Source organism: Aminobacter sp. SR38 (assembly GCF_014843375.1).
Taxonomy (GTDB): Bacteria; Pseudomonadota; Alphaproteobacteria; order Rhizobiales; family Rhizobiaceae; genus Aminobacter; species Aminobacter ciceronei.
Window position 1 is genome coordinate 2,964,939 of the sequence record NZ_CP062112.1, and the last position, 19,536, is coordinate 2,984,474.

The window sequence follows — 19,536 nt, forward strand, 5'->3', positions numbered from 1 at the left end:
TTAAACGTTGTCCAGGCCGGGCTCAGAGGCCGTTCGGCAGAAAATTCTTGATGACCTTCTTGGCATCCGGTTCAGCCAGAACCATCGTGCCGCGAGCATCGCGAATGAACTTGTTGGAACGCTTGATCATGCCATGGCGCTTGCCAGCGGCAGCCGCCAGGACCTTGCCAGTCGCGGTAACCTTGAACCGCTTCTTGGCAGCCGATTTGGTCTTCATCTTGGGCATTTTGCTACTCCGTTCTTCAGGATCCCGCGGCACCCGAAAGTGCTTCGAAATCCCTTCATGTTGTTGTTTTCAGGCCGACCAAAGCCCGAAAAGCAAATGAAACCGCCACGGCATGCCCTGCCGGGCGGTTCTGGGACGCGGCTATATACGCGGAAGTTTGGCGCAGTGCAACACCCTGAAACGGCCGCAACCGCAATGTTTCCGCGGCCTCAGGGGAGGCGGAACAGCACCGGCAGCGCGCCGGTGACCTGGGCGTGGTCGATCAGCTCGAAAACGGGCAGGGCGACGAGAAACACCAGGCCGTCGAGCAAGGTGTTGAGCAAAAGCTTGGGCCGGAAACTGCCGGTGTCGCCTTCCTGATAGAGCGAGAGCTTCGGGAAGAAACGCGGCACCCTTTCGACATAGGCCTTGTAGGCGGCGCCGAAAAGCGCTTCGAGATGCCGCTCCTCACGCAGAATGACCACATGGAAGGCCAGCGCGCACAGTACGGCAAAGCCGATCGTGGCGACGATCGAACCCATCTGCGCGCCGACGCCGGCGGCCGCCAGCGTCGAAAAGACGTAGAGCGGGTTGCGGGTCATCGAATAGGGCCCGCCGGTGACGACCTCACCCGATTTGCGCCCGCCGATATAGAGCGTGCACCACAGGCGGCCGACGATGCCGAGGAAAATCAGAAGGATGCCGACCATCTCGACGACTTCGTGGACGGTGGTGTCGGGCGGAAAGGTCGACTGGCCGAACAGCAAGGCCGCGAACATCGCAACGATCAGCACGGCCAACACGAGGCGGCGCATGCTCTGGTACCGGCCCAGGCCTGATGTGTCGTTGTTGCTCATGCGCCCAAACACTCCAGCCGGCCTGCGCGGGCAGGTCAGCCTTTTGGCACCACTGTCGGGGAAAATAGCCCCGGCGGATGCCGGGGCGTCGGTGCATTGCGCGCCGCTTTGGGCGCGCAAGATGGCATCAGCGTGGCGCCAGCACCATCATCATCTGACGGCCTTCGAGCTTGGGTTCGGCCTCGACCTTGGCGATGGTGGCGACTTCCTCGCGCACCTTGTTGAGAAGCTGCATGCCGAGTTCCATATGCGCCATCTCGCGGCCACGGAAACGTAGCGTCAGCTTGACCTTGTCGCCTTCCTCGAAGAAGCGGCGTACCGCCTTCATCTTGGTCTCGTAGTCATGGCTGTCGATGTTCGGGCGCATCTTGATCTCCTTGATCTCGATGACCTTCTGGTTCTTGCGCGCCTCGGCCGCCTTCTTCTGGTTGGCGTATTTCAGCTTGCCGAGGTCAAGGATCTTGACGACGGGCGGCGTGGCGTTGGGGGAAATTTCTACGAGATCGAGGCCTGCCTCTTCGGCGGCCAGGAGTGCGTCGTTGATGGAAACATCGCCACGGTTCTGTCCGTCGGCGTCGATCAGCTGGACCCGGGGAACCCGGATGTCACGGTTGGAGCGCGGGCCGTCCTTGGTGGGCGCGGCTGCTTTGAAAGGTCTGCGAATTGTCGTGGTCTCCTCGAGCCATTGACGTTGTTGAATGTCTGACGCGCCAATGTGGGTAGCGCGCGGGCGAAGTCAATAACACAGCACTCACAACAAATCACCTGCTTCTGCGCATGCGAACTGTCCCAAAAGAACGATTCTTGGGGCACTTTCCGCATCTGGCCGGCTGTGCCACAAGTCCCAGCCAAGGGGATTTGACATGACTGCAAGCGCACCGGACTTCATCGAGGTCGAAGGCAACCGTATCGCCTTGAGGTACCAGCCGGGCCAGGCGCCAGGCGTGGTCTGGCTCGGCGGCTACAAGTCCGACATGCTCGGCACCAAGGCCGAAACGCTGGCCGCTTGGGCAGCGGGCGAGGGGCGCGCCTTCCTGCGCCACGACTATTCCGGCCACGGCGAGAGCGGCGGCGCCTTTGCCGACGGCACGATCTCCAGGTGGCTGGCCGAAAGCCTTGCGGTGTTCCGCGCGTTCACGACAGGGCCGCAGGTGCTCGTCGGTTCGTCGATGGGCGCCTGGATCGCGCTCAGGATGAACGCCGAGCTCAACAAAGCGGGCGAGGGTGACCGCGTCGCCGGACTGGTGCTGCTGGCGCCGGCGCCGGACTTCACCGCCGAGCTGATCGAGCCCGAACTGACCGAGGCCCAGCGCAGGGACCTGGCCGAGAAAGGCTATTTCGAGGAACCGTCGGACTATTCGCCGGAGCCCTATATCTACACCCGCGCGCTGATCGAGGACGGCCGCAACAACCTCGTCATGACAGGGCCGATCCACACCCATTGCCCCGTCCACATCATCCAGGGCCTTGCCGACCCCGACGTGCCGCACAGCCATGCGCTGAAGCTGATGAGCCTTCTGCCCGCCGACGACGCAACGCTGTCGCTGGTGCCGAACGGCGATCATCGCCTGTCACGGCCGGAGGATCTCGAGCTGCTGACCCGCGCAGTCGGCGAAACCATCGCGCGGGCCGGCTGAGCCGATGCGCGTGTCGATCCCGATCTCGGCCTTCGTCGCAGCCATCGTCGGCTTCGGCAGTACACTCGCCATCATCGTCGCCGCCGCCGATGCGGTCGGCGCGACGCAGGTGCAGACGGCGAGTTGGGTCACCGCCATCTGTCTCGCCATGGCCTTCGAGACGGCCTGGCTGTCTTGGCGGACCAGAATGCCGGTCATCTCGGCCTGGTCGACGCCGGGTGCCGCGCTGATCGCCGCGAGCAGCGGCTTTACCATCAACGAGGCTGTGGGCGCCTTCCTGGTGGCAGGCGTGCTCCTGGTGCTGACCGGGCTGATCAAGCCGCTGACGCAGCTGATCTCGCGCATCCCGGCCTCCGTCGCCTCGGGCATGCTGGCCGGCATCGTCGTCACCTTCGCCATCAATGCCGCCAAGGCCGTGCCCACTGACCCGTGGCTGATCCTGCCGCTGATCGGCGCGTTCTTCCTGGTCCGGCTCTACAATCCGGCATTGTCGGTGCTGGTGGTGCTGGTTGGCGGCGGGCTTGCTGCATTCCTCACCGGCCGCGTCGGCACTCTGCCCGTGCCGGAACTGTCGACACTGACGCTGATCGCGCCCGAATTCACGCTGACCGCGACGATCGGCCTGGCGCTGCCGCTCTATCTCGTCACCATGGCCTCGCAGAACCTGTCCGGCCTCGCCGTGCTGCGCGCCGCCGGCTACAACCCCGAGCCCGGCCCGCTGATTGGGGTGACCGGGCTGTTTTCGGTGCTGTCGGCGCCATTCGGCGCCTCGACCACCAACCTCGCCGCGATCTCGGCTGCGATCTGCACCGGTCCAGACGTGCACCCCGACATGAAGGAGCGCTGGAAGACCGGGCCATTCTATGCGCTCGCCTATCTTGTCTTCGCCGCGTTCGGCGCGTCTCTGGTGGCGGTGTTTGCCGTGCTGCCGCCGAGCTTGATCGTGCTTGTTGCCGGGCTCGGGTTGGTGTCGTCGCTGGCCAATGCACTCGCCATTGCGCTCAAGGACGACCGTCACCGCATGGCGGCGACGATCGCTTTCGTCGTCACCGCATCGGGGCTGACTTTGCTCGGCGTCGGCTCGGCCTTCTGGGGACTGGTCGCAGGGCTTGTCGTGCTGGTGCTCGAGAACTTCAAAAAAGGCTAGCTTTCCCAAAGTCTTGTCCGGTTTTGGCCGGCGTCGTCTTGAATCGCCATTTTTGCTTTCCCATGTCGATGTGAGCAGCATTTTTCCCCTGCTGCCTCGAACAAAGGAACGGCAATCTACTATGAACACGACTGCACTGATCCGTCCGGCTTGGACGCCGGCAACCATCGCGTTGATGGTGATCGGCTTCATGGTGTTCTGGCCGCTCGGCCTCGCCATGCTTGCCTACATCATCTGGGGCGACCGGCTTGACGGTTTCAAGCGCGACGTCAACCGTGCGACCGACGGCATCTTCGCCGGCTGCCGCAAGGCTTCCTACCGCGCCAACACCCAGACCGGCAACGTCGCCTTCGACGACTGGCGTGAGAAGGAACTCGAGCGCCTGAACGAAGAGCGTCGCAAGCTCGACGAGATGCGCGACGAATTCGACGCCTATGCCCGCGAACTGCGCCGGGCCAAGGACCAGGACGACTTCGACCGCTTCATGGCCAACCGCAACAAGCCGACGGCTCCGACCGTCACGCCCAAGAAGGGCGGCAAGTCGGGCCTGCTTGACGACTGAGGCCACCCAAGCCGCTGAATGCCAACGGCGCCGTGATCGCGGCGCCGTTTCTATTGCGCGGCCGTTTCTATTGCGCCGTTGTCACTCGAATCATCTAGTCTCGCACCATGTCCTTTGGCTTCTTCCGCAAGCTGACCAAGCCGGCGCCGACACCCGTCCTGGAACGGGACCATGTCGTGGCCGGCCGCACGCTGCCGCTCAGGATCGTCGAGAACGACCGGGCGCGGCGGCTGACTTTGCGCATCGACGCCGGCGGCCGCGGCCTGCGCATCACCGTGCCGCCCGGCCTGCGCCAGGGCGAGGTCGACCGCTTTCTCGACCGTCATCAGGGTTGGCTGGAACAGCGCCTCGCCAAGGTGCCCGACCGGCCGCAGGTGCGTCCCGGCATCAAGATTCCGATCCGCGGTGTACCGCATCTCATCGTCCATGAGGGCGGGACGCGCGGCACCGTGCGCCAGTCGCAGGACGAAAGCGGGCCGACGCTGGTCGTCCACGGCGACCGGACGCATTTGCCGCGACGCATCGCCGATTTCCTCAAGCGCGAGGCCAAGCGCGACATCGAAGCGATGGTGGCCAGGCACTGCGAGGCCGCCGGCCGCCGCGCCAAGGCGATCCGCTTCCGCGACACGACCAGCCGCTGGGGCTCCTGCACCTCTGATGGGGTTCTGTCGTTCTCGTGGCGCATCATGATGGCGCCGACGCCTGTCATCAACTACCTCGTCGCCCACGAGGTCGCACATCTCCGCGAGATGAACCACGGCCCGAAATTCTGGAAGCTGTGCGAAGAACTCTGCCCCGACACCGAGCGCTGCAAGGCCTGGCTCAAGCGCAATGGCGGAGCACTGCAGGCGATCGTGTTTGAGTGAGCAGGGCTTACCCTCCCGCTTGTGGGGAAGGTCGACGCGAAGCGGCGGGGCGGGGGTTGGAAGCGCCTACCATCCGACGAAGCGCTCGCTGATCGCTACCCCTGCGGTCCGACCCTCCCCACAAGGGGTGACTACGCCTCCAACCACTCTCCCATGAAATCCAGAAACGCCTGAACCCGTGGCGCGCGGAAACGACCCTTGGGCATGACGGCCCAGAGCGAGATCGGGTCCGAGCGGTTGATGTCGGCGAGGATTTCGATCAACCGGCCTTCGCGAACCGCCTGGCCAACGACAAAATCCGCCAGCCGCACGATGCCATGGCCCTGGACGGCGAGGTCGAACAGCATGCCGACATTGTCGCAACCGAAGTTGCCGGAGGGCTGGAAGCGCACGAGATCGTCGCCACTCGCCAGCGGCCATGTCGTCATCGACGACTGACCCGAAAGCGGAATGCAGTTGTGACCGGTAAGTTCGGTTGCCGAACATGGCGTACCGGCACGCGCCAGATAGGACGGTGCTGCGCAGATCACCCGGCGGCTTTCGGCCAGCTGGCGAGCCACCATGTCGGACCCTGATGTCGGGCTGCCGCGCAGGACGACATCGACTTGCTCGGCGACCGGATCGATAAGCTTGTCAGTGAGGCTGAGATCGACAGTCACTTCGGGGTAGCGCCTCAGAAACTCCGGAATGGCGTGCAGCAGTGTCTGGCGCGCGAAGCCGGTGCTGGAATTGACGCGCAGGAGCCCCTTGGGCCTGGCGCGCGCCGACGCGACGTCGGCTTCAGCGAGATCGATGAGTTCGAGCACCTCGCGCGCCCGCTCGAGGAACAGCGTGCCCTCCGAGGTCAGCGCCAGCCGGCGTGTGGTGCGCGTCAGCAATCGGACACCGAGCCGGTCCTCGAGCCGCGACACCAGTTTCGACAGGGCCGACGGCGTGATGCGCAGGTCGTCGGCGGCTTTGGCGAAGGAGCCGAGATCGACGATCCGCACAAAGGCCTTCATGTCTTCGGATGACGCCATATTGCTGATCTCAGTTCATGAATGTACCAACAGGATAGCTGATTATGTACAGTACAGGAAATGATACGTCTCGGGCATGGTTTCACCGAGGACCCAGCCATGACGTCCCGTCAGCACCACCCCGCATCAGTTCCGTCAGCGCACGACACAATCGACTACAACCGCTTCCGGGCGATCGCCGCACATCAGCGTCGCCTGGCGATCGCCCATTTTTCCCGTGCCGCGCGTCGCTTCCTGACCGCGATGTTTCGCAAGCTTTTCTCGACTCGGCCGGCTTTTCGTGCCAATCCCGGCGCATGGCACTCGACATCAAGATCTGCGGCCTCAGCACCGCTGAAACCTTCGACGCCGCGCTAGGCAATGGCGCGAGCCATGTCGGGTTCATCTTCTTTGCCAAAAGCCCGCGCAACGTCTCGCCCGCTCTCGCCGGGCAGCTGCGCCAGGCCGCCACAGGCCGCGCCGAGGCGGTAGCCGTCACGGTCGACGCCGACGACGCCTTTCTCGACGCGATCGTGGCTGCCGTTAAGCCCGACATGCTGCAGCTCCACGGCAAGGAGGCGCCGGAGCGCGTGGCTGACGTAAGGGCCCGTTACGGCCTGCCTGTGATGAAGGCCTTCTCCATTCGCGAAGCCCAGGACTTCGACGCGATCGTGCCTTATGGCGGGGTCGCCGATCGTCTGCTATTCGACGCCAAACCGCCCGCGGGGTCCGAATTGCCCGGCGGCAACGGCGTTTCCTTCGACTGGCGGTTGCTTGCGGGCCTTGACGCCTCCGTCGATTACATGCTTTCCGGTGGCTTGAACGCCGCCAATATCGGCGACGCCCTCAGGCTCGCAAACCCGCCCGGCATCGACATTTCCTCGGGCGTGGAAAGCGCACCCGGCGTCAAGGATGCGGCGCTCATCGACAATTTCTTCAGGGCCGTCCGGGCCGCGCGCGAAGACAGCGCCGCCTGAGTGAGCCTCCAGCCGCAAGGAGATCGGCCTTGAACCAGCCGGCAGAGCCCAATTCCTTCCGCACCGGACCCGACGAGCAGGGCATGTTCGGCATCTTCGGCGGCCGTTTCGTCGCCGAGACGCTGATGCCGCTGATCCTCGACCTGCAGCGCCACTGGGACGAGGCCAAGAACGACCCGGCCTTCAAGGCGGAACTCAACGAGCTGTCGACCTTTTATGCCGGCCGGCCGTCCAAGCTCTACTACGCCGAAGGCCTGACCCGGCATCTTCGTGACGTTTCCTCTGCGAAGGGCCTCGGGGGCGGCGCCAAGATCTATTTCAAGCGCGAGGACCTGAACCACACCGGCTCGCACAAGATCAACAATTGCCTGGGCCAGATCCTGCTCGCCAAGCGCATGGGCAAGACCCGTATCATCGCCGAAACCGGCGCCGGCCAGCATGGTGTTGCTTCCGCAACCGTCGCCGCCCGCTTCGGCTTCCCCTGCTTCGTCTATATGGGCGCCACCGACGTCGAACGGCAGAAGCCAAACGTCTTCCGCATGAAGCTTTTGGGTGCCGAAGTGCGCCCGGTCAGCGCCGGCCACGGCACGCTGAAGGACGCCATGAACGAAGCGTTGCGTGACTGGGTCACCAACGTGCACGACACCTATTACCTGATCGGCACCGCCGCCGGCCCGCACCCCTATCCCGAGCTCGTCCGCGACTTCCAGTCGGTGATCGGCACCGAGGCGCGGGCCCAGATCCTCGAGCAGGAGGGGCGCCTGCCCGACATGATCGTTGCTGCCGTCGGCGGCGGCTCGAACGCCATTGGCCTGTTCCACCCTTTCCTCGACGACCGCAGCGTCAAGATCGTCGGCATCGAAGCCGGCGGACGTGGCCTCGACGGCATCGAGCACTGCGCCTCGATGAGCGCTGGTCGCCCCGGCGTGCTGCACGGCAACCGCACCTACCTGTTGCAGAACAATGACGGCCAGATCCTCGACGGCCACTCGATCTCCGCCGGTCTCGACTATCCCGGCGTTGGCCCCGAACATAGCTGGCTCCGCGACAGCGGCCGCGTCGACTATGTGCCGATCCTCGACGACGAAGCGCTGGAGGCGTTCCAGCTGACCACCAAGGTGGAAGGCATCATCCCGGCGCTCGAATCCGCCCATGCCATCGCGCATGCGGTCAAGGTTGCGCCTACGATGGGCAAGGACAAGGTGATGATCGTCAACCTCTCCGGCCGTGGCGACAAGGACGTGCATACGGTGGCCAAGATGCTAGGCATGGAGATCTGATCATGACGACCACCCGCATCGACCACCGCATGGCAAAGCTGAAGGCCGAGGGACGCCCGGCGCTCGTGACCTATTTCATGGGCGGCGACCCTGACTACGAAACCTCGCTGTCGATCATGAAGGCACTGCCCAAGGCGGGCAGCGACGTCATCGAGCTCGGCATGCCGTTTTCCGACCCGATGGCCGATGGCCCGGCGATCCAGGCCGCCGGCCTGCGCGCGCTGAAGGCCGGTCAGACGCTGGCCAAGACGCTCAAACTGGCGCGCGAGTTCCGCCAGGGCGACAACGACACGCCGATCGTCATGATGGGCTATTACAACCCGATCTACATCTACGGCGTCGACCGCTTCCTGACCGACGCTGTCGCCTCGGGTATAGATGGGCTGATCATCGTCGACCTGCCGCCGGAGATGGACGCCGAACTGTGTATCCCTGCACTCAAGGCCGGCATCAACTTCATCCGCCTGGCAACGCCGACGACCGACGACAAGCGCCTGCCGAAGGTGCTCGAAAACACGTCGGGCTTTGTCTACTACGTCTCGATGACCGGCATCACCGGCTCGGCGCTGGCTGACACGACCAAGGTGGCGGAGGCGGTGAACCGCATCAAGGCGCACACCGATCTCCCCGTCTGTGTCGGCTTCGGCGTCAAGACCGCCGAGCAGGCACGCACCATCGGCGCATCGGCCGACGGCGTGGTCGTCGGCACAGCGATCGTCAATGCCGTGGCCAACGTCCTGGGCCCGAAGGGTGAAAAGACCGCCGACCCGGCCGAAGCCGTGGCGACGCTGGTTACCGGCTTGTCCCAAGGCGTTCGCGCCGCACGCCTTGCTCCCGCCCAATAAATACCCCATGTCCTGGGCTCGAAGAGGACCACTGCCATGAACTGGATTACCAATTACGTCCGCCCCAAGATCAACTCGATGCTTGGCCGCCGGGAAATGCCCGACAATCTCTGGATCAAGGATCCCGAGAGCGGCGAGATGGTGTTCCACAAGGACCTCGAGGAAAACCAGTACGTCATCCCGTCTTCGGGCCATCACATGAAGATTTCGGCGAAGGAGCGGCTGCGCTTCTTCTTCGACGACGGCCGCTACGAGATCATCGAGAACCCAAAGGTCGTGACCGACCCGCTGAAGTTCCGCGATGAGAAGCGCTATGTCGACCGCCTCAAGGACGCCAAGACCAAGACCGGTCTCGAAGACGCGATCCTGTCGGGCACCGGCAAGATCGAGGGCCTGCCCGTCGTCGTCACCGTGCAGGACTTCGCCTTCATGGGCGGTTCGCTCGGCATGGCCGCAGGCGACGCCATCATCCGCGCCTTCGAGGTTGCGCTGGAGAAGAAGCGTCCGCTGATCCTGTTCGCTGCCTCGGGCGGCGCGCGCATGCAGGAAGGCATCTTGTCGCTGATGCAGCTGCCACGCACGACTGTCGCAGTCGACCGGCTCAAGGAAGCCGGCTTGCCCTATATCGTGGTGCTGACCAATCCGACGACCGGCGGCGTCACCGCCTCCTACGCGATGCTGGGCGACGTCCATATTGCCGAGCCCGGTGCGCTGATCGGCTTCGCCGGCCCGCGCGTCATCGAGCAGACCATCCGCGAGAAGCTGCCTGAGGGCTTCCAGCGCTCGGAGTACCTGATGGACCACGGCATGGTCGACATGGTGGTGTCGCGGCTCGAGATGAAATCGACGGTTGCCAACCTGCTCAAGATCCTGACCAAGGCACCGGTGGCAGCCAAGGCTGTCGAAGCCGAGATTCTGCCACCCGTCGTGCCGGTGCCGGAACGCCGCCCGCAGGCCTGATACGACCGCAGCAGCGTAGCGCCCGAGGAAATGCCATGACCACGCTCGAAGCCGATCTCGAAATCGAGCGCCTGTTGGCGCTCCATCCGAAGGGCTTCGACCTTTCGCTCGACCGCATCACCCGGCTGCTCGAAAGGCTGGGCAATCCGCAGGACCACATGCCGCCGGTGATCCACATCGCCGGCACCAATGGCAAGGGCTCGTGCGCGGCGTTCTCGCGCGCGCTGCTCGAAGCCCAGGGTCTGCTGGTCCATGTCCACACCTCGCCGCATCTGGTGAACTGGCACGAACGCTACCGCCTGGCAGCGCCGGGCGGCGGCAAGCTTGTCGCCGACGACGTGCTGACGGATGCCGTACGCCGCGTCGGCGAAGCCAATCGCGGCGAGAAGATCACCGTCTTCGAGATCCTCACGGCCGTCACGTTCGTTCTGTTCTCGGAGCATCCGGCCGACGCCTGCATCATAGAGGTCGGGCTTGGCGGGCGCTTCGACGCCACCAATGTCATCAAGCGCTCGGCGGTGTCGGTGATCATGCCGGTGTCGATGGACCACGAGGCCTATCTTGGCGACAAGGTCGAGCTGATCGCCGCCGAGAAAGCCGGCATCATCAAGCGCGGTTGCCCGGTCGTCGTCGGCGCGCAGGAGACCGAGGCGGCACAGCAGGTGCTGATCGACACTGCCGAGCGGCTCAATTGCCCACTTGAGGTTTATGGCCAGGATTTCGTCGCCTTCGAGGAAAACGGCCGCATGATCTACCAGGACCAGACCGGCCTGCTGGACCTGTCACCGCCACGCCTGCCCGGACGTCACCAGTTCGCCAATGCAGCCGCCGCGATCGCCGCGGTGAAGGCCGCCGGCTTCCCGGTCGACGAACGCACCGCCGACAAGGCGATGGCGTCGGTGACCTGGCCCGGTCGCATGCAGCGCCTGCCGCAGGGCGCACTCAGCGAGCTGGCGCCGAAGGGCGCCGAGGTCTGGGTCGACGGCGGCCACAATCCCGGCGCCGGGACCGTCATTGCCGAGGCCCTGACCGAGCAGGAGGAGAAGTTCCCGCGCCCGCTGTTCCTGATCTCCGGCATGATCAACACCAAAGACCAGACCGGCTATTTCAAGCCGTTCCACGGCATGGCGCGCCATGTCTACACCGTGCCGGTGACGATGAGCGACGCCGGCGTTCCCAACGAGGAACTGGCTGTGCGCGCCACCGAGGCCGGGCTGTCGGCCGAGCCGGTGAGCTCGGTTGCCAATGCACTGATGCTTTTGCGCGATACCTGGGACGAGAAAGAGCCGGCGCCGCGCATCCTGATCGGCGGCTCGCTCTATCTGGTGGGCGAGGTGCTGGCGGCCAACGGCACGCCGCCGACCTGAGGGCCTGTCCAGCGGCCATTCGAGATACAAAAAAGCCCGACCAAAGCCGGGCTTTTCATTTGCTTGATACGGGCGATCAAACGTTGCCGCTGATCCAGTGCGACAGCGCGGTCTTGGGCAGCGCGCCGACCTTGATGTCGGCAACTTCGCCGTCCTTGAAGATCATCAGCGTCGGAATCGAACGCACGCCGAACTGGGCGGCAATCTCGGGGTTCTCGTCGATGTTGACCTTGGTGATCTTGACCTTGCCGGCGAGCTCGTTGGAAATCTCTTCGAGCGACGGGCCGATCATCTTGCAGGGGCCGCACCATTCAGCCCAGAAATCGACGACGACGGGCTCTTTGGCCTCGAGCACGCCGGACTTGAAATTGCTGTTGTCGATCTTGACGGTGGCCATGATACGATCCTCTTGGAGTTGTCTGTCGCGCCATATGTGGTAGTGCGCGGACCCTTGGTCAAGCATCCGTTGTGTCACGCTTGGGTGAGTCGAACAAGGGCGGCATCCATCGCCTCGGCCGGTACGGCGATCAGCCGCGGCGCCTCTGTGAACAGCAGGGCCGCGGCAACCGTCTTGCCGGGATAGAGCGGCCGGAGCAGCGCGCGGTAGAGCGCAAGCTGCACGACATAGGCGTTTGGCACCTGCTCGAACGAGGCGGGTGGCGGCCGGTTGGTCTTGTAGTCGACGATCAACACCTCGCTGTCGGTGACCGCCAGGCGGTCGATCTTGCCCGACACCGAGCGCGGCTTTCCCCTGACCACGAGGCTGCCCATAACAGACACTTCGGCGCGCGAGGAGGGCGAAAACAGCGGCGAAAACCTGGGGTCGTCGAGCACTGCAAGCACGGATGCGAGCGCGCTGGCACGCTCCGCCTCCGGCCAGTCCTGGCCGACACGGACGAGGTAGCGCTCGGCGGCGGACTGGCGTATCTCGGCGTCGAGCCGCGGCAGCATCTGTAACAGCCGGTGCAAGGCCGAGCCGCGGGCGATGGCAAAGCCCGGCTCGCCCTCGGCGTCGAGCACCGGCGAGCGGCCCGAGATCACGGCCTCCTGCGTCTCCTCGATCAGCGCCGAAGCGCCCGACGGGGACAGCGGCTGCGGCAAATCCTCGAAGGCCGGCGGCGCGCCAAAAAGGCTTTCCGGCAAGGGCTCGATGCGGGCTCTCTCGCTGGCCGCCGGTTCCGGCGCCGACAAAGGCGTTGCGGGCAATGGCGTGACGCGGAAGCGGTGGACAGGCCTGTCCGTGATGACGGGATGGCCGCGCTCTGCGCTTTCGGGCGCCACCGACAACGCACGGCTGACAATCGAATGCCAGGTGTTGAGGCCGGGCTGGCGCTTGCCGTGATAACCGCAGATGATCAGCCGGTCCTCGGCGCGGGTCATGCCGACATAAAGCAGGCGCCGGTATTCGTCGTCGGCGAGATCGCGGGCCAACGCGCTGGCACCCTTCGAGAAGGCGTTGGCGACATCGGCGCCAGCGCGCCAGAGATAACCCTTGCCCTGCCAGTGTCGGCCTTGCGGGACGAAAGGCATCAGGCGCGGCAAATGCTGATCGCTGAACGGGGCCGAGCCGCTGTCGACGAGGAACACCACCGGCGCCTCCAGACCCTTGGCGGCGTGTACGGTCATGATGCGGACCTCGTCACGCGTCTGATCCATCTCGCGCTTGATCTCGGGGCCGGCACTTTCGAGCGTCGACAGGAACGATTCGAGACCGGGCAGGCCGGTGCGCTCCTCGGCCAGGCAGAAATTCAGGAACTCGTCGAGAATGTCGCCGGCCTCCTGGCCAAGGCGCGAGATCATCTTCTTGCGCACGCCGTCGCGGCTGGTTCCGCCCGACAGTACGCCCGAATAGAACTCGAAGATCGGCCGGAAGGCAGCCTCCGTCGCCCAGGCCTCAAGGACGGCGGCCGCCTCGGCGAAAACAGCATCTCTCGCCGCATGATCGCGCAGCGAGGCGATCAGCGACCTTCCTTTGCCCCGATTGGCCGAGAGCACAAACAGCGCATCTTCCGACATGCCGAAGATCGGGCTACGCAGCACGGCGGCCAGCGACAGGTCGTCCTCCGGCTGGATCAGGAAACGCCCAAGCGCGATCAGGTCCTTGACCGCGATATGGCCGGGCAGGCTCAGCCGGTCGGCGCCGGCTACCGGGATGTCGCGGCGCTTCAGCGCCCGCGACAGCGCATGAACGAAGCGGTCGCGCTTGCGCACCAGCACCATGACGTCGCCCGCGCGCAGGCACTTGCCGGTGCCTTCGATGACCTCACGCTCGTCGAGCCATTTGCGGATGGTGGCGGCGACCTGTTCAGCAACCACCACGGCAGGCGCATGAGCATGGTCGATAGGCTTGCGCCAGTCGTCGGGCTCGTCGACGGCATCGGCGCCGACCGAGGGCCAGACCTCGACGTAACCTGCCGCCCCGGCGCGGATCGCCTTATGGCTCGGCGGCTCGGGCGCGCGGGTGACGCCGCGACGAACGCTGGTGTCCTCGAAGACACGGTCGACGGCCGACAGCACGTCGTCTGTCGAGCGGAACGACCAGGTCAGTGTGACGTCCTCGAAACGGGCATCGGCATCACGGATGCGGCCGGCGAATTCGTGCTTGGAGTTGTCGAAGGATTCGGGCGCGGCACCCTGGAACGAATAGATCGACTGCTTCTCGTCGCCGACGGCGAAGACCGTGCGGTGAACGTTGTCGCGGGCGCTGAAGCCGGAGAAGAACTCTTCCGCCAGCCGCTTCACCACTTCCCATTGGTCGGGGCTGGTGTCCTGGGCTTCGTCGAGCAGTATGTGGTCGATGCCCTTGTCGAGCTTGTACTGCACCCACGGCCCGGCGTCGGGACGCGCGAGCAGGTTGACGGTGCGGGTGATCAGGTCGTTGAAATCGAGGAAGCCGCGGCCGGTCTTCAGCCGCTCGTAGCGGGCAATCAGCCAGTCGGCGATCGTCAGTGCCGCCTGCGTTGCCTCCAGCATGCGAAAATGGGCGAGCCGGTCGGCTGCCTCGATGATGGCCGCTGCCGTCGCCGCATAACGCTCGGGCAAATCTGGCAGCCGGTCGAGCAAAGCCTTCTTGAACGCGCTGGACGGATTGTACGGATCGCCGTCGGCCTTGAGGAAGGCATTGCACAGAAGCGACAGCCGGCGCATGGGGTCGGCCTCGGCATAGGCGAGCCGGGCGTTAGGCAGGATATTGTTCAGCACGCTGCGCGCGTCTGTGGCTTCGGCTGCTATGGCGAATTCGGTGAAGAAGGTCGGCTCGAAGCCCGGCAGCGGCCAGATCGAAGCGGCGATGGCCTCGGCACTGTCCCTGGACGAAAAACCGAACTCCTCGTAGAGCGCTTCGAAATTGAAGTCTTGAACCTGGGCGATGAAGGCGCGCAGCCCATCGCGCTTGCGCACGATCTCGGCGAGCAGCGCATCGAGCCCGGCCTCGCCGCCACGCTCCAGCACCTTGGCGAAGGCCTCGGCGAGTTCGGGATTGTGCTCGCCGGCGCCGGTGACCATGTCGCGCCGCGCGGTGGCGAACAAAGTCGCCTCCATCTGGCTGTCGAGCATCTCGAAATGGGCGGCGATGTTGGCCTCGAGCGGGAACTGGTGCAGCACCGACTCGCAGAAGGCGTGGATGGTCTGGATCTTCAGCCCGCCCGGCGTTTCCAGCGCCTCGGCGAACAATCGGCGCGCGCGGCGCAGCTTGGCAGCGTCAGGGCGGACACCGTCGAGTGCCGTGATGCGTGCGGCCAACTCGGCGTCGGCCAACATCGTCCATTCCGACAGGTTGGCGAAGACGCGATTCGACATGTTGGCGGCGGCGGCGCGGGTATAAGTCAGGCACAGGATCTTCGATGGATCGGTGCCACGCAGCAAAAGCCGCATCACGCGCTGCGACAGCACGTGCGTCTTGCCGGAGCCGGCATTGGCCGACACCCAGACCGAATTGCCCGGATCGGAGGCGCGCGCCTGGCGCTCTGCCGTCTCGGTGGGGACGAAGAACGCCTTCTTCATTCATCGCCCTCCGCACTGCCATCACCGCCGGCCGACCATTCGAGCACGCGGGCGAGATGGTCGTAGTCGCCGTCGGTCTCGCCTTCGCGGAAGGGCAGGGCGCGCGAGAGATAACCCGTGGTCGGATCGTTGTAGTGCAGCAAAAGCTGCTCCAAGCGCTCCCAGGCCTCTTCGGACAGTTCGACGGCTGATTTTGGCTTGCGGTTGTGCTCGAGGATCGATTCTTCGAACACCTCGCCATTCGGCTTCAGGCGGACGAACGCCAGCTGCGAGGGCTCGCGCTTACCAAGCTCGCGGAAGGCGCCACGCCGCAGAAGCGCGCCTTCGAGCGCCAGCTGGGGCGAGATCAGCGTGTGCGCCTGCGCCTTGGATGGCGACGAGCCGGTCTTGTAGTCGAGGATGTCTGCCATGCCGCCGGCAAGCACGTCGACACGGTCGGCGCGACCGGACAGCGTCGCGCCGCTGAGCCCGACTTCGATGGCCGAGGCGCCTTCCTCGGCGTGGCGGGAAACCACGGCGTCGGCGCGGCTGCGCTCCCACTCCAGGATGTTGACCGCCAGTCGCTCGAAGCGTGGCCACCAGACGGCCTCGACGTCGGCGGGCAGGGCCGCCTCGGCGAAGCAATGGCGGCCGGCGGCGATCAGTGCGCCGAATGCGGTGGGATCACGCGGATCGACGATGGTCGCCGAAAACAGGTGCAGGATATCGTGGAACAACGTGCCCCGCTCGGCGGCACCGGGATCGCGCACCAGCGGGTCGAGCGCCGACAGGCCGAGGATACGCCTGGCATAGACGGCATAGGGATCGCGGCGCAGCGTCTCGATCTCGGTGATGCTGAAGCGGCGCGGCCTGACCTCCACCGGCGGCCTGGGCTCCGGACGGGTAGCGAAATCGGACTTTTGGCCGGCATCGAGCTGGCGCGCCCAGTGAAGCAGGTTTTCGCCGCGCTTGCGCAAGACGGCCGCGTGGTCGGGGCCGAGATAGGTGAGCAGGCGCTGCAGCCAGCGCGACGGCACGGCGGGCGCATCGCCCGAGCGGGCGGAACGCGACAGGACGACGTTTTTCGCCCCCATCGCCATCTGGAAATCATGGGCGGCGAGGCCGATGCGGCGTTCCGGCGGTTCGAGGTCGATGCCCGTCTTCATGACGCGCGACATGAAGCGGTCGGCCTCTGCCTTGCGCGGCCAGGTGCCCTCGTTCAGCGCGCCGATGACCAGCGTATCGACCGTCTGCAGGCGGGCTTCGAGCGCACCCCAGATGGCGATGGCGCGGTCGGCACCTTGCGCCGGCTTGACCGCCTCGGGCGCCACCAGCGCGTCCATGACGTCGGGCCACTCGTCGGCAACGAAACTGAACGAGGCCTGTGCTGCGACCAGCGAGCGCAGCGCCTCGGCGAGCTTGGCACCGGCATCGCCGTCATAGAGTGTGCCCAGGCCGCCATGCTCGTCGCGTCCGAGATTTTCCAGCGCCTCGACGGTGGCACGGACGATCGCCGCGAGGTCGACCTCTGAATCGCCACGAAAGGCGAACAATGGCGCCAGGCGAGAGACGAGCCTGCCTGCTATATCCCGGGCTTCCTCGATGCGGCGCACGCTGATGCGGTCGAACCAGAACGGCCTGCGCGACGCGCCACCCATGCTTGTCAATCTGGCCTCGAATTCCTCGGCGAGCCCGGCAATGTCAGGCCGGCCGACGCCACCGCGCAGCACGACGAGCTCGATGGTCTCGGCAGCACGCCGGACGGCTGAACGCTCTTGGCCAAGGCGCAGCAAGGGATGCTTGAGCAGCGACAGCACCGCCACCGGATCACCCGGACGGAAGGCGGCAGCGAGCATGGTACGCAGAAGGGCTGCCGGCGGCGTGTTGGCCAGCGGCACGCCACCGGAATCGTCGGCCTGGATGCCGAAGCGGCGAAGCTCCGCAGCGACACGGCGGGCAAGGTTGCGGTCGCTGGTGACCAGGGCAGCGCGATGGCCCGATTGGGCGACCGCCTGGCGAAGCGCGATGGCGATAGCCGCCGCCTCGTCGCGCTCATGCGCGGCTTCGAGAAGTGTTACGCCGGCGAAGGCATCGGCGATCTCGGGGTCGTCGGCGTCGCTGCGCTTCTCGGCCCAGGCGTCGGTGGTCTCGGCCGGCCGCAGCGCTTCACCGACGACGGCCGCGCGGCGGGCCATGGCACAGGTCGGCGCGCCCAGTTCGTCGACGTCGTCGCGCCGGATGCCGATCTTGCCGATCAGCTTGGCAAGGCCATACTGGGGATGGCCAAGCACCGAGGCCCTGGCGCCGATCTCGGTGATCGTCTCATAGGCGCGCTGGTCGAGCGTGGCGTCCAGTCCGGGAAGCACGACTGCACCACGCGGCAAGCGCGAAATGGCCGCGAGCAGCTCGGCGGTAGCAGGGATCGAGCCGGTGGAACCCGCCGCGATGACCGGTCCGGCGGGCGGGTTGCGCTTCAGCCGCTCGGCTTCGAGGCGGATCAGGGCGCTGCGATGGGCGGCAGGATTGGACTGGCCGCGCTCCTTCAGCATTTCCGGCCAGGCGCCGGTGACGATGGAGAGGAAGTCGAGCGTCACCTGCCACCAGCCGGACAGCTCACCGGTCACCAGGTCGGCTAGCCGCGACCAGTCGGAGCCTTCGGTCTCGATCTCGTCCATCAGCCCGGCGAGATCGCGGGCCAGCCAGATGGCGTCGGCAGCCGAGGCCGGCACGACGATCTCCTCCTCGAACAGCGCCGCGACATGGGCGGGAAGACGGCGCTTCCAGGCACGCACCAAGGGTGCGAGCAGGAGCAGGCGGTCGGTGGCGGAAACCGGCGGGGCAAGGTCGAGCGCACCGGCGCCTTCGGTCTCGAAGGCCGCCTCGTCCTCGTCGAACTCGCCGAGCGGCTTGATAACAGGCAGGATCGCCGAGCTGCCGCCGCCGGCATCGACGAAGACACCGCGCAGCGCACGCGCAGCGCGGCGCGTCGGCACGTAGATTGTGACGTCGGCCAGCGCCAGCGGATCGCCGTCGAAGCGGAAGTCGGAGATCAGGCTGCCGTCGAGCAGGGACGCCGCCAGCGTCGGCAGGAAGGGGGTGCCGGGCGGGATGGAAAAGACGCGTGGCGACGCGCGGCCGCTCATTGCGCCTCCGCCAATGCCCTCTTCACCGCGGCCTCGGCAGGTGCGATGGCATCGGGCGTGCCGACGGTGATCCAGCTGCCCGACATGCGCATGCCGTGAAGCCGACCGCTGGCAATCGCCTCGTCGAAATAGCGGTTGAGCGAATGCGGCGTCTCGGGTGCAGCGGCGAACAGGCGTGGGTGGACGATCGCAGCACCGGCATAGATAAGCCCGTCGGGCGCGCCCCTGGCGCGGCTCAACGTCCCGTCCGGCGCGACCAAGAAGTCGGTACCACCCGAGTGTCCGGTCGCCTGTTCGAGGTCCGCCAGCATCAGCAGAATATCCATGCGCCCGGCATCCCAGGCAAGGGCGAGGCGGGTCAGGTTGGGCACGCCCTCATCGATCCAGAAGGTGTCGGCGTTGACGATGTAGAACGGTGCTGCGCCAAGCCGGGGCAGCGCCCTGACGATGCCGCCGGCGGAATCGAGCAGTCCGTCGCGCTCGTCGGAGATTTCGATGCGCGGCGCCTGGCGGGAAGCGACATGCTCGACGATCTGGTCGGGCAGATAGTGGACATTGACGACGGCTCGCTCGACGCCCGCCTCGGTGAGGCTGTCGAGACCCCAGTCGAGCAGGGTCTTGCCAGACACGCGCACCAGCGGCTTGGGGATCGTATCGGTGATCGGCCGCATGCGCTTGCCGAGACCGGCGGCCAGAACCATGGCGACGGAG

17 protein-coding genes are annotated in these 19,536 nt (G+C 65.7%); 9 read left to right on the forward strand and 8 right to left on the reverse strand.

Features of this window, described 5'->3' with window-relative positions:
* Positions 1-22 precede the first annotated feature (22 nt).
* The 3 genes from rpmI to infC all read right to left on the reverse strand — a co-directional run bounded on the left by rpmI (position 23) and on the right by infC (position 1,726).
* On the reverse strand, positions 23-226 hold the full coding sequence (gene rpmI, locus IG197_RS14460) for a 50S ribosomal protein L35 (protein ID WP_018430570.1): 204 nt from the start codon (positions 224-226) through the stop codon (positions 23-25).
* Between the two features lie 209 nt (positions 227-435).
* A complete protein-coding gene (locus IG197_RS14465; RefSeq protein ID WP_192312789.1) occupies positions 436-1,062 on the reverse strand; it encodes an isoprenylcysteine carboxylmethyltransferase family protein in 627 nt (208 codons plus the stop codon).
* A gap of 127 nt (positions 1,063-1,189) precedes the next feature.
* Entirely contained in the window at positions 1,190-1,726 is a 537-nt protein-coding gene (gene infC / locus IG197_RS14470; RefSeq protein WP_192319763.1) for a translation initiation factor IF-3, read from the reverse strand.
* Between the two features lie 199 nt (positions 1,727-1,925).
* On the opposite strand from infC, the gene IG197_RS14475 reads away from it, so the two are divergent.
* The 4 genes from IG197_RS14475 to IG197_RS14490 all read left to right on the forward strand — a co-directional run bounded on the left by IG197_RS14475 (position 1,926) and on the right by IG197_RS14490 (position 5,274).
* Complete coding sequence (locus IG197_RS14475; protein ID WP_192312792.1) at positions 1,926-2,699, forward strand: carboxylesterase; 774 nt, start codon at positions 1,926-1,928, stop codon at positions 2,697-2,699.
* Between the two features lie 4 nt (positions 2,700-2,703).
* On the forward strand, positions 2,704-3,846 hold the full coding sequence (locus IG197_RS14480; protein WP_192312795.1) for a benzoate/H(+) symporter BenE family transporter: 1,143 nt from the start codon (positions 2,704-2,706) through the stop codon (positions 3,844-3,846).
* A gap of 121 nt (positions 3,847-3,967) precedes the next feature.
* A complete protein-coding gene (locus tag IG197_RS14485; RefSeq protein WP_067955719.1) occupies positions 3,968-4,408 on the forward strand; it encodes a DUF2852 domain-containing protein in 441 nt (146 codons plus the stop codon).
* A 107-nt stretch (positions 4,409-4,515) separates the two neighbouring features.
* Positions 4,516-5,274: a M48 family metallopeptidase gene (locus IG197_RS14490; protein WP_192312798.1), complete on the forward strand. Its 759-nt coding sequence runs from the start codon at positions 4,516-4,518 to the stop codon at positions 5,272-5,274.
* Between the two features lie 131 nt (positions 5,275-5,405).
* Here the strand turns inward: IG197_RS14490 and IG197_RS14495 are convergent, their stop codons facing one another.
* On the reverse strand, positions 5,406-6,293 hold the full coding sequence (locus IG197_RS14495) for a LysR family transcriptional regulator (protein WP_246340766.1): 888 nt from the start codon (positions 6,291-6,293) through the stop codon (positions 5,406-5,408).
* A 296-nt stretch (positions 6,294-6,589) separates the two neighbouring features.
* On the opposite strand from IG197_RS14495, the gene IG197_RS14500 reads away from it, so the two are divergent.
* Genes IG197_RS14500 through IG197_RS14520 form a run of 5 tightly spaced genes read left to right on the forward strand, consistent with a single transcriptional unit; the run spans position 6,590 to position 11,701 of the window.
* Positions 6,590-7,249, forward strand: a complete 660-nt coding sequence (locus IG197_RS14500; RefSeq protein ID WP_192312801.1) for a phosphoribosylanthranilate isomerase — start codon at positions 6,590-6,592, stop codon at positions 7,247-7,249.
* Positions 7,250-7,278: 29 nt separating this feature from the next.
* Positions 7,279-8,529, forward strand: coding sequence for a tryptophan synthase subunit beta (gene trpB, locus IG197_RS14505; RefSeq protein ID WP_067955725.1), 1,251 nt, complete (start codon positions 7,279-7,281; stop codon positions 8,527-8,529).
* 2 nt (positions 8,530-8,531) lie between these two features.
* Complete coding sequence (gene trpA, locus IG197_RS14510; protein ID WP_192312804.1) at positions 8,532-9,374, forward strand: tryptophan synthase subunit alpha; 843 nt, start codon at positions 8,532-8,534, stop codon at positions 9,372-9,374.
* 36 nt (positions 9,375-9,410) lie between these two features.
* The gene (accD, locus tag IG197_RS14515) at positions 9,411-10,334 is read left to right on the forward strand and encodes an acetyl-CoA carboxylase, carboxyltransferase subunit beta (protein WP_182574466.1); all 924 of its coding nucleotides are present in this window, start codon (positions 9,411-9,413) and stop codon (positions 10,332-10,334) included.
* A gap of 35 nt (positions 10,335-10,369) precedes the next feature.
* Complete coding sequence (locus tag IG197_RS14520) at positions 10,370-11,701, forward strand: folylpolyglutamate synthase/dihydrofolate synthase family protein (RefSeq protein ID WP_192312807.1); 1,332 nt, start codon at positions 10,370-10,372, stop codon at positions 11,699-11,701.
* Between the two features lie 76 nt (positions 11,702-11,777).
* Here IG197_RS14520 and trxA read toward each other — a convergent pair whose 3' ends face one another.
* The 4 genes from trxA to IG197_RS14540 all read right to left on the reverse strand — a co-directional run bounded on the left by trxA (position 11,778) and on the right by IG197_RS14540 (position 19,526).
* The gene (gene trxA / locus IG197_RS14525) at positions 11,778-12,098 is read right to left on the reverse strand and encodes a thioredoxin (protein WP_067955731.1); all 321 of its coding nucleotides are present in this window, start codon (positions 12,096-12,098) and stop codon (positions 11,778-11,780) included.
* A 74-nt stretch (positions 12,099-12,172) separates the two neighbouring features.
* Positions 12,173-15,703, reverse strand: a complete 3,531-nt coding sequence (gene addA / locus IG197_RS14530) for a double-strand break repair helicase AddA (RefSeq protein ID WP_192312810.1) — start codon at positions 15,701-15,703, stop codon at positions 12,173-12,175.
* Entirely contained in the window at positions 15,700-18,825 is a 3,126-nt protein-coding gene (gene addB / locus IG197_RS14535) for a double-strand break repair protein AddB (protein ID WP_192312813.1), read from the reverse strand. Before addB ends, addA begins: the two co-directional genes overlap by 4 nt.
* Entirely contained in the window at positions 18,822-19,526 is a 705-nt protein-coding gene (locus IG197_RS14540; protein ID WP_192319765.1) for a nucleotidyltransferase family protein, read from the reverse strand. The genes addB and IG197_RS14540 overlap by 4 nt, the downstream gene beginning before the upstream one ends.
* Positions 19,527-19,536 lie beyond the last annotated feature (10 nt).

Excerpts from the sequence above, each read along its gene's own strand:
- rpmI (WP_018430570.1), bottom strand. The coding sequence starts at position 226 with ATGCCCAAGATGAAGACCAAATCGGCTGCCAAGAAGCGGTTCAAGGTT.
- IG197_RS14465 (WP_192312789.1), bottom strand. The coding sequence starts at position 1,062 with ATGAGCAACAACGACACATCAGGCCTGGGCCGGTACCAGAGCATGCGC.
- IG197_RS14475 (WP_192312792.1), top strand. The coding sequence starts at position 1,926 with ATGACTGCAAGCGCACCGGACTTCATCGAGGTCGAAGGCAACCGTATC.
- IG197_RS14480 (WP_192312795.1), top strand. The coding sequence starts at position 2,704 with ATGCGCGTGTCGATCCCGATCTCGGCCTTCGTCGCAGCCATCGTCGGC.
- IG197_RS14485 (WP_067955719.1), top strand. The coding sequence starts at position 3,968 with ATGAACACGACTGCACTGATCCGTCCGGCTTGGACGCCGGCAACCATC.
- IG197_RS14490 (WP_192312798.1), top strand. The coding sequence starts at position 4,516 with ATGTCCTTTGGCTTCTTCCGCAAGCTGACCAAGCCGGCGCCGACACCC.
- IG197_RS14495 (WP_246340766.1), bottom strand. The coding sequence starts at position 6,293 with ATGGCGTCATCCGAAGACATGAAGGCCTTTGTGCGGATCGTCGATCTC.
- IG197_RS14500 (WP_192312801.1), top strand. The coding sequence starts at position 6,590 with ATGGCACTCGACATCAAGATCTGCGGCCTCAGCACCGCTGAAACCTTC.
- trpA (WP_192312804.1), top strand. The coding sequence starts at position 8,532 with ATGACGACCACCCGCATCGACCACCGCATGGCAAAGCTGAAGGCCGAG.
- accD (WP_182574466.1), top strand. The coding sequence starts at position 9,411 with ATGAACTGGATTACCAATTACGTCCGCCCCAAGATCAACTCGATGCTT.
- IG197_RS14520 (WP_192312807.1), top strand. The coding sequence starts at position 10,370 with ATGACCACGCTCGAAGCCGATCTCGAAATCGAGCGCCTGTTGGCGCTC.
- trxA (WP_067955731.1), bottom strand. The coding sequence starts at position 12,098 with ATGGCCACCGTCAAGATCGACAACAGCAATTTCAAGTCCGGCGTGCTC.
- addA (WP_192312810.1), bottom strand. The coding sequence starts at position 15,703 with ATGAAGAAGGCGTTCTTCGTCCCCACCGAGACGGCAGAGCGCCAGGCG.
- addB (WP_192312813.1), bottom strand. The coding sequence starts at position 18,825 with ATGAGCGGCCGCGCGTCGCCACGCGTCTTTTCCATCCCGCCCGGCACC.
- IG197_RS14540 (WP_192319765.1), bottom strand. The coding sequence starts at position 19,526 with ATGGTTCTGGCCGCCGGTCTCGGCAAGCGCATGCGGCCGATCACCGAT.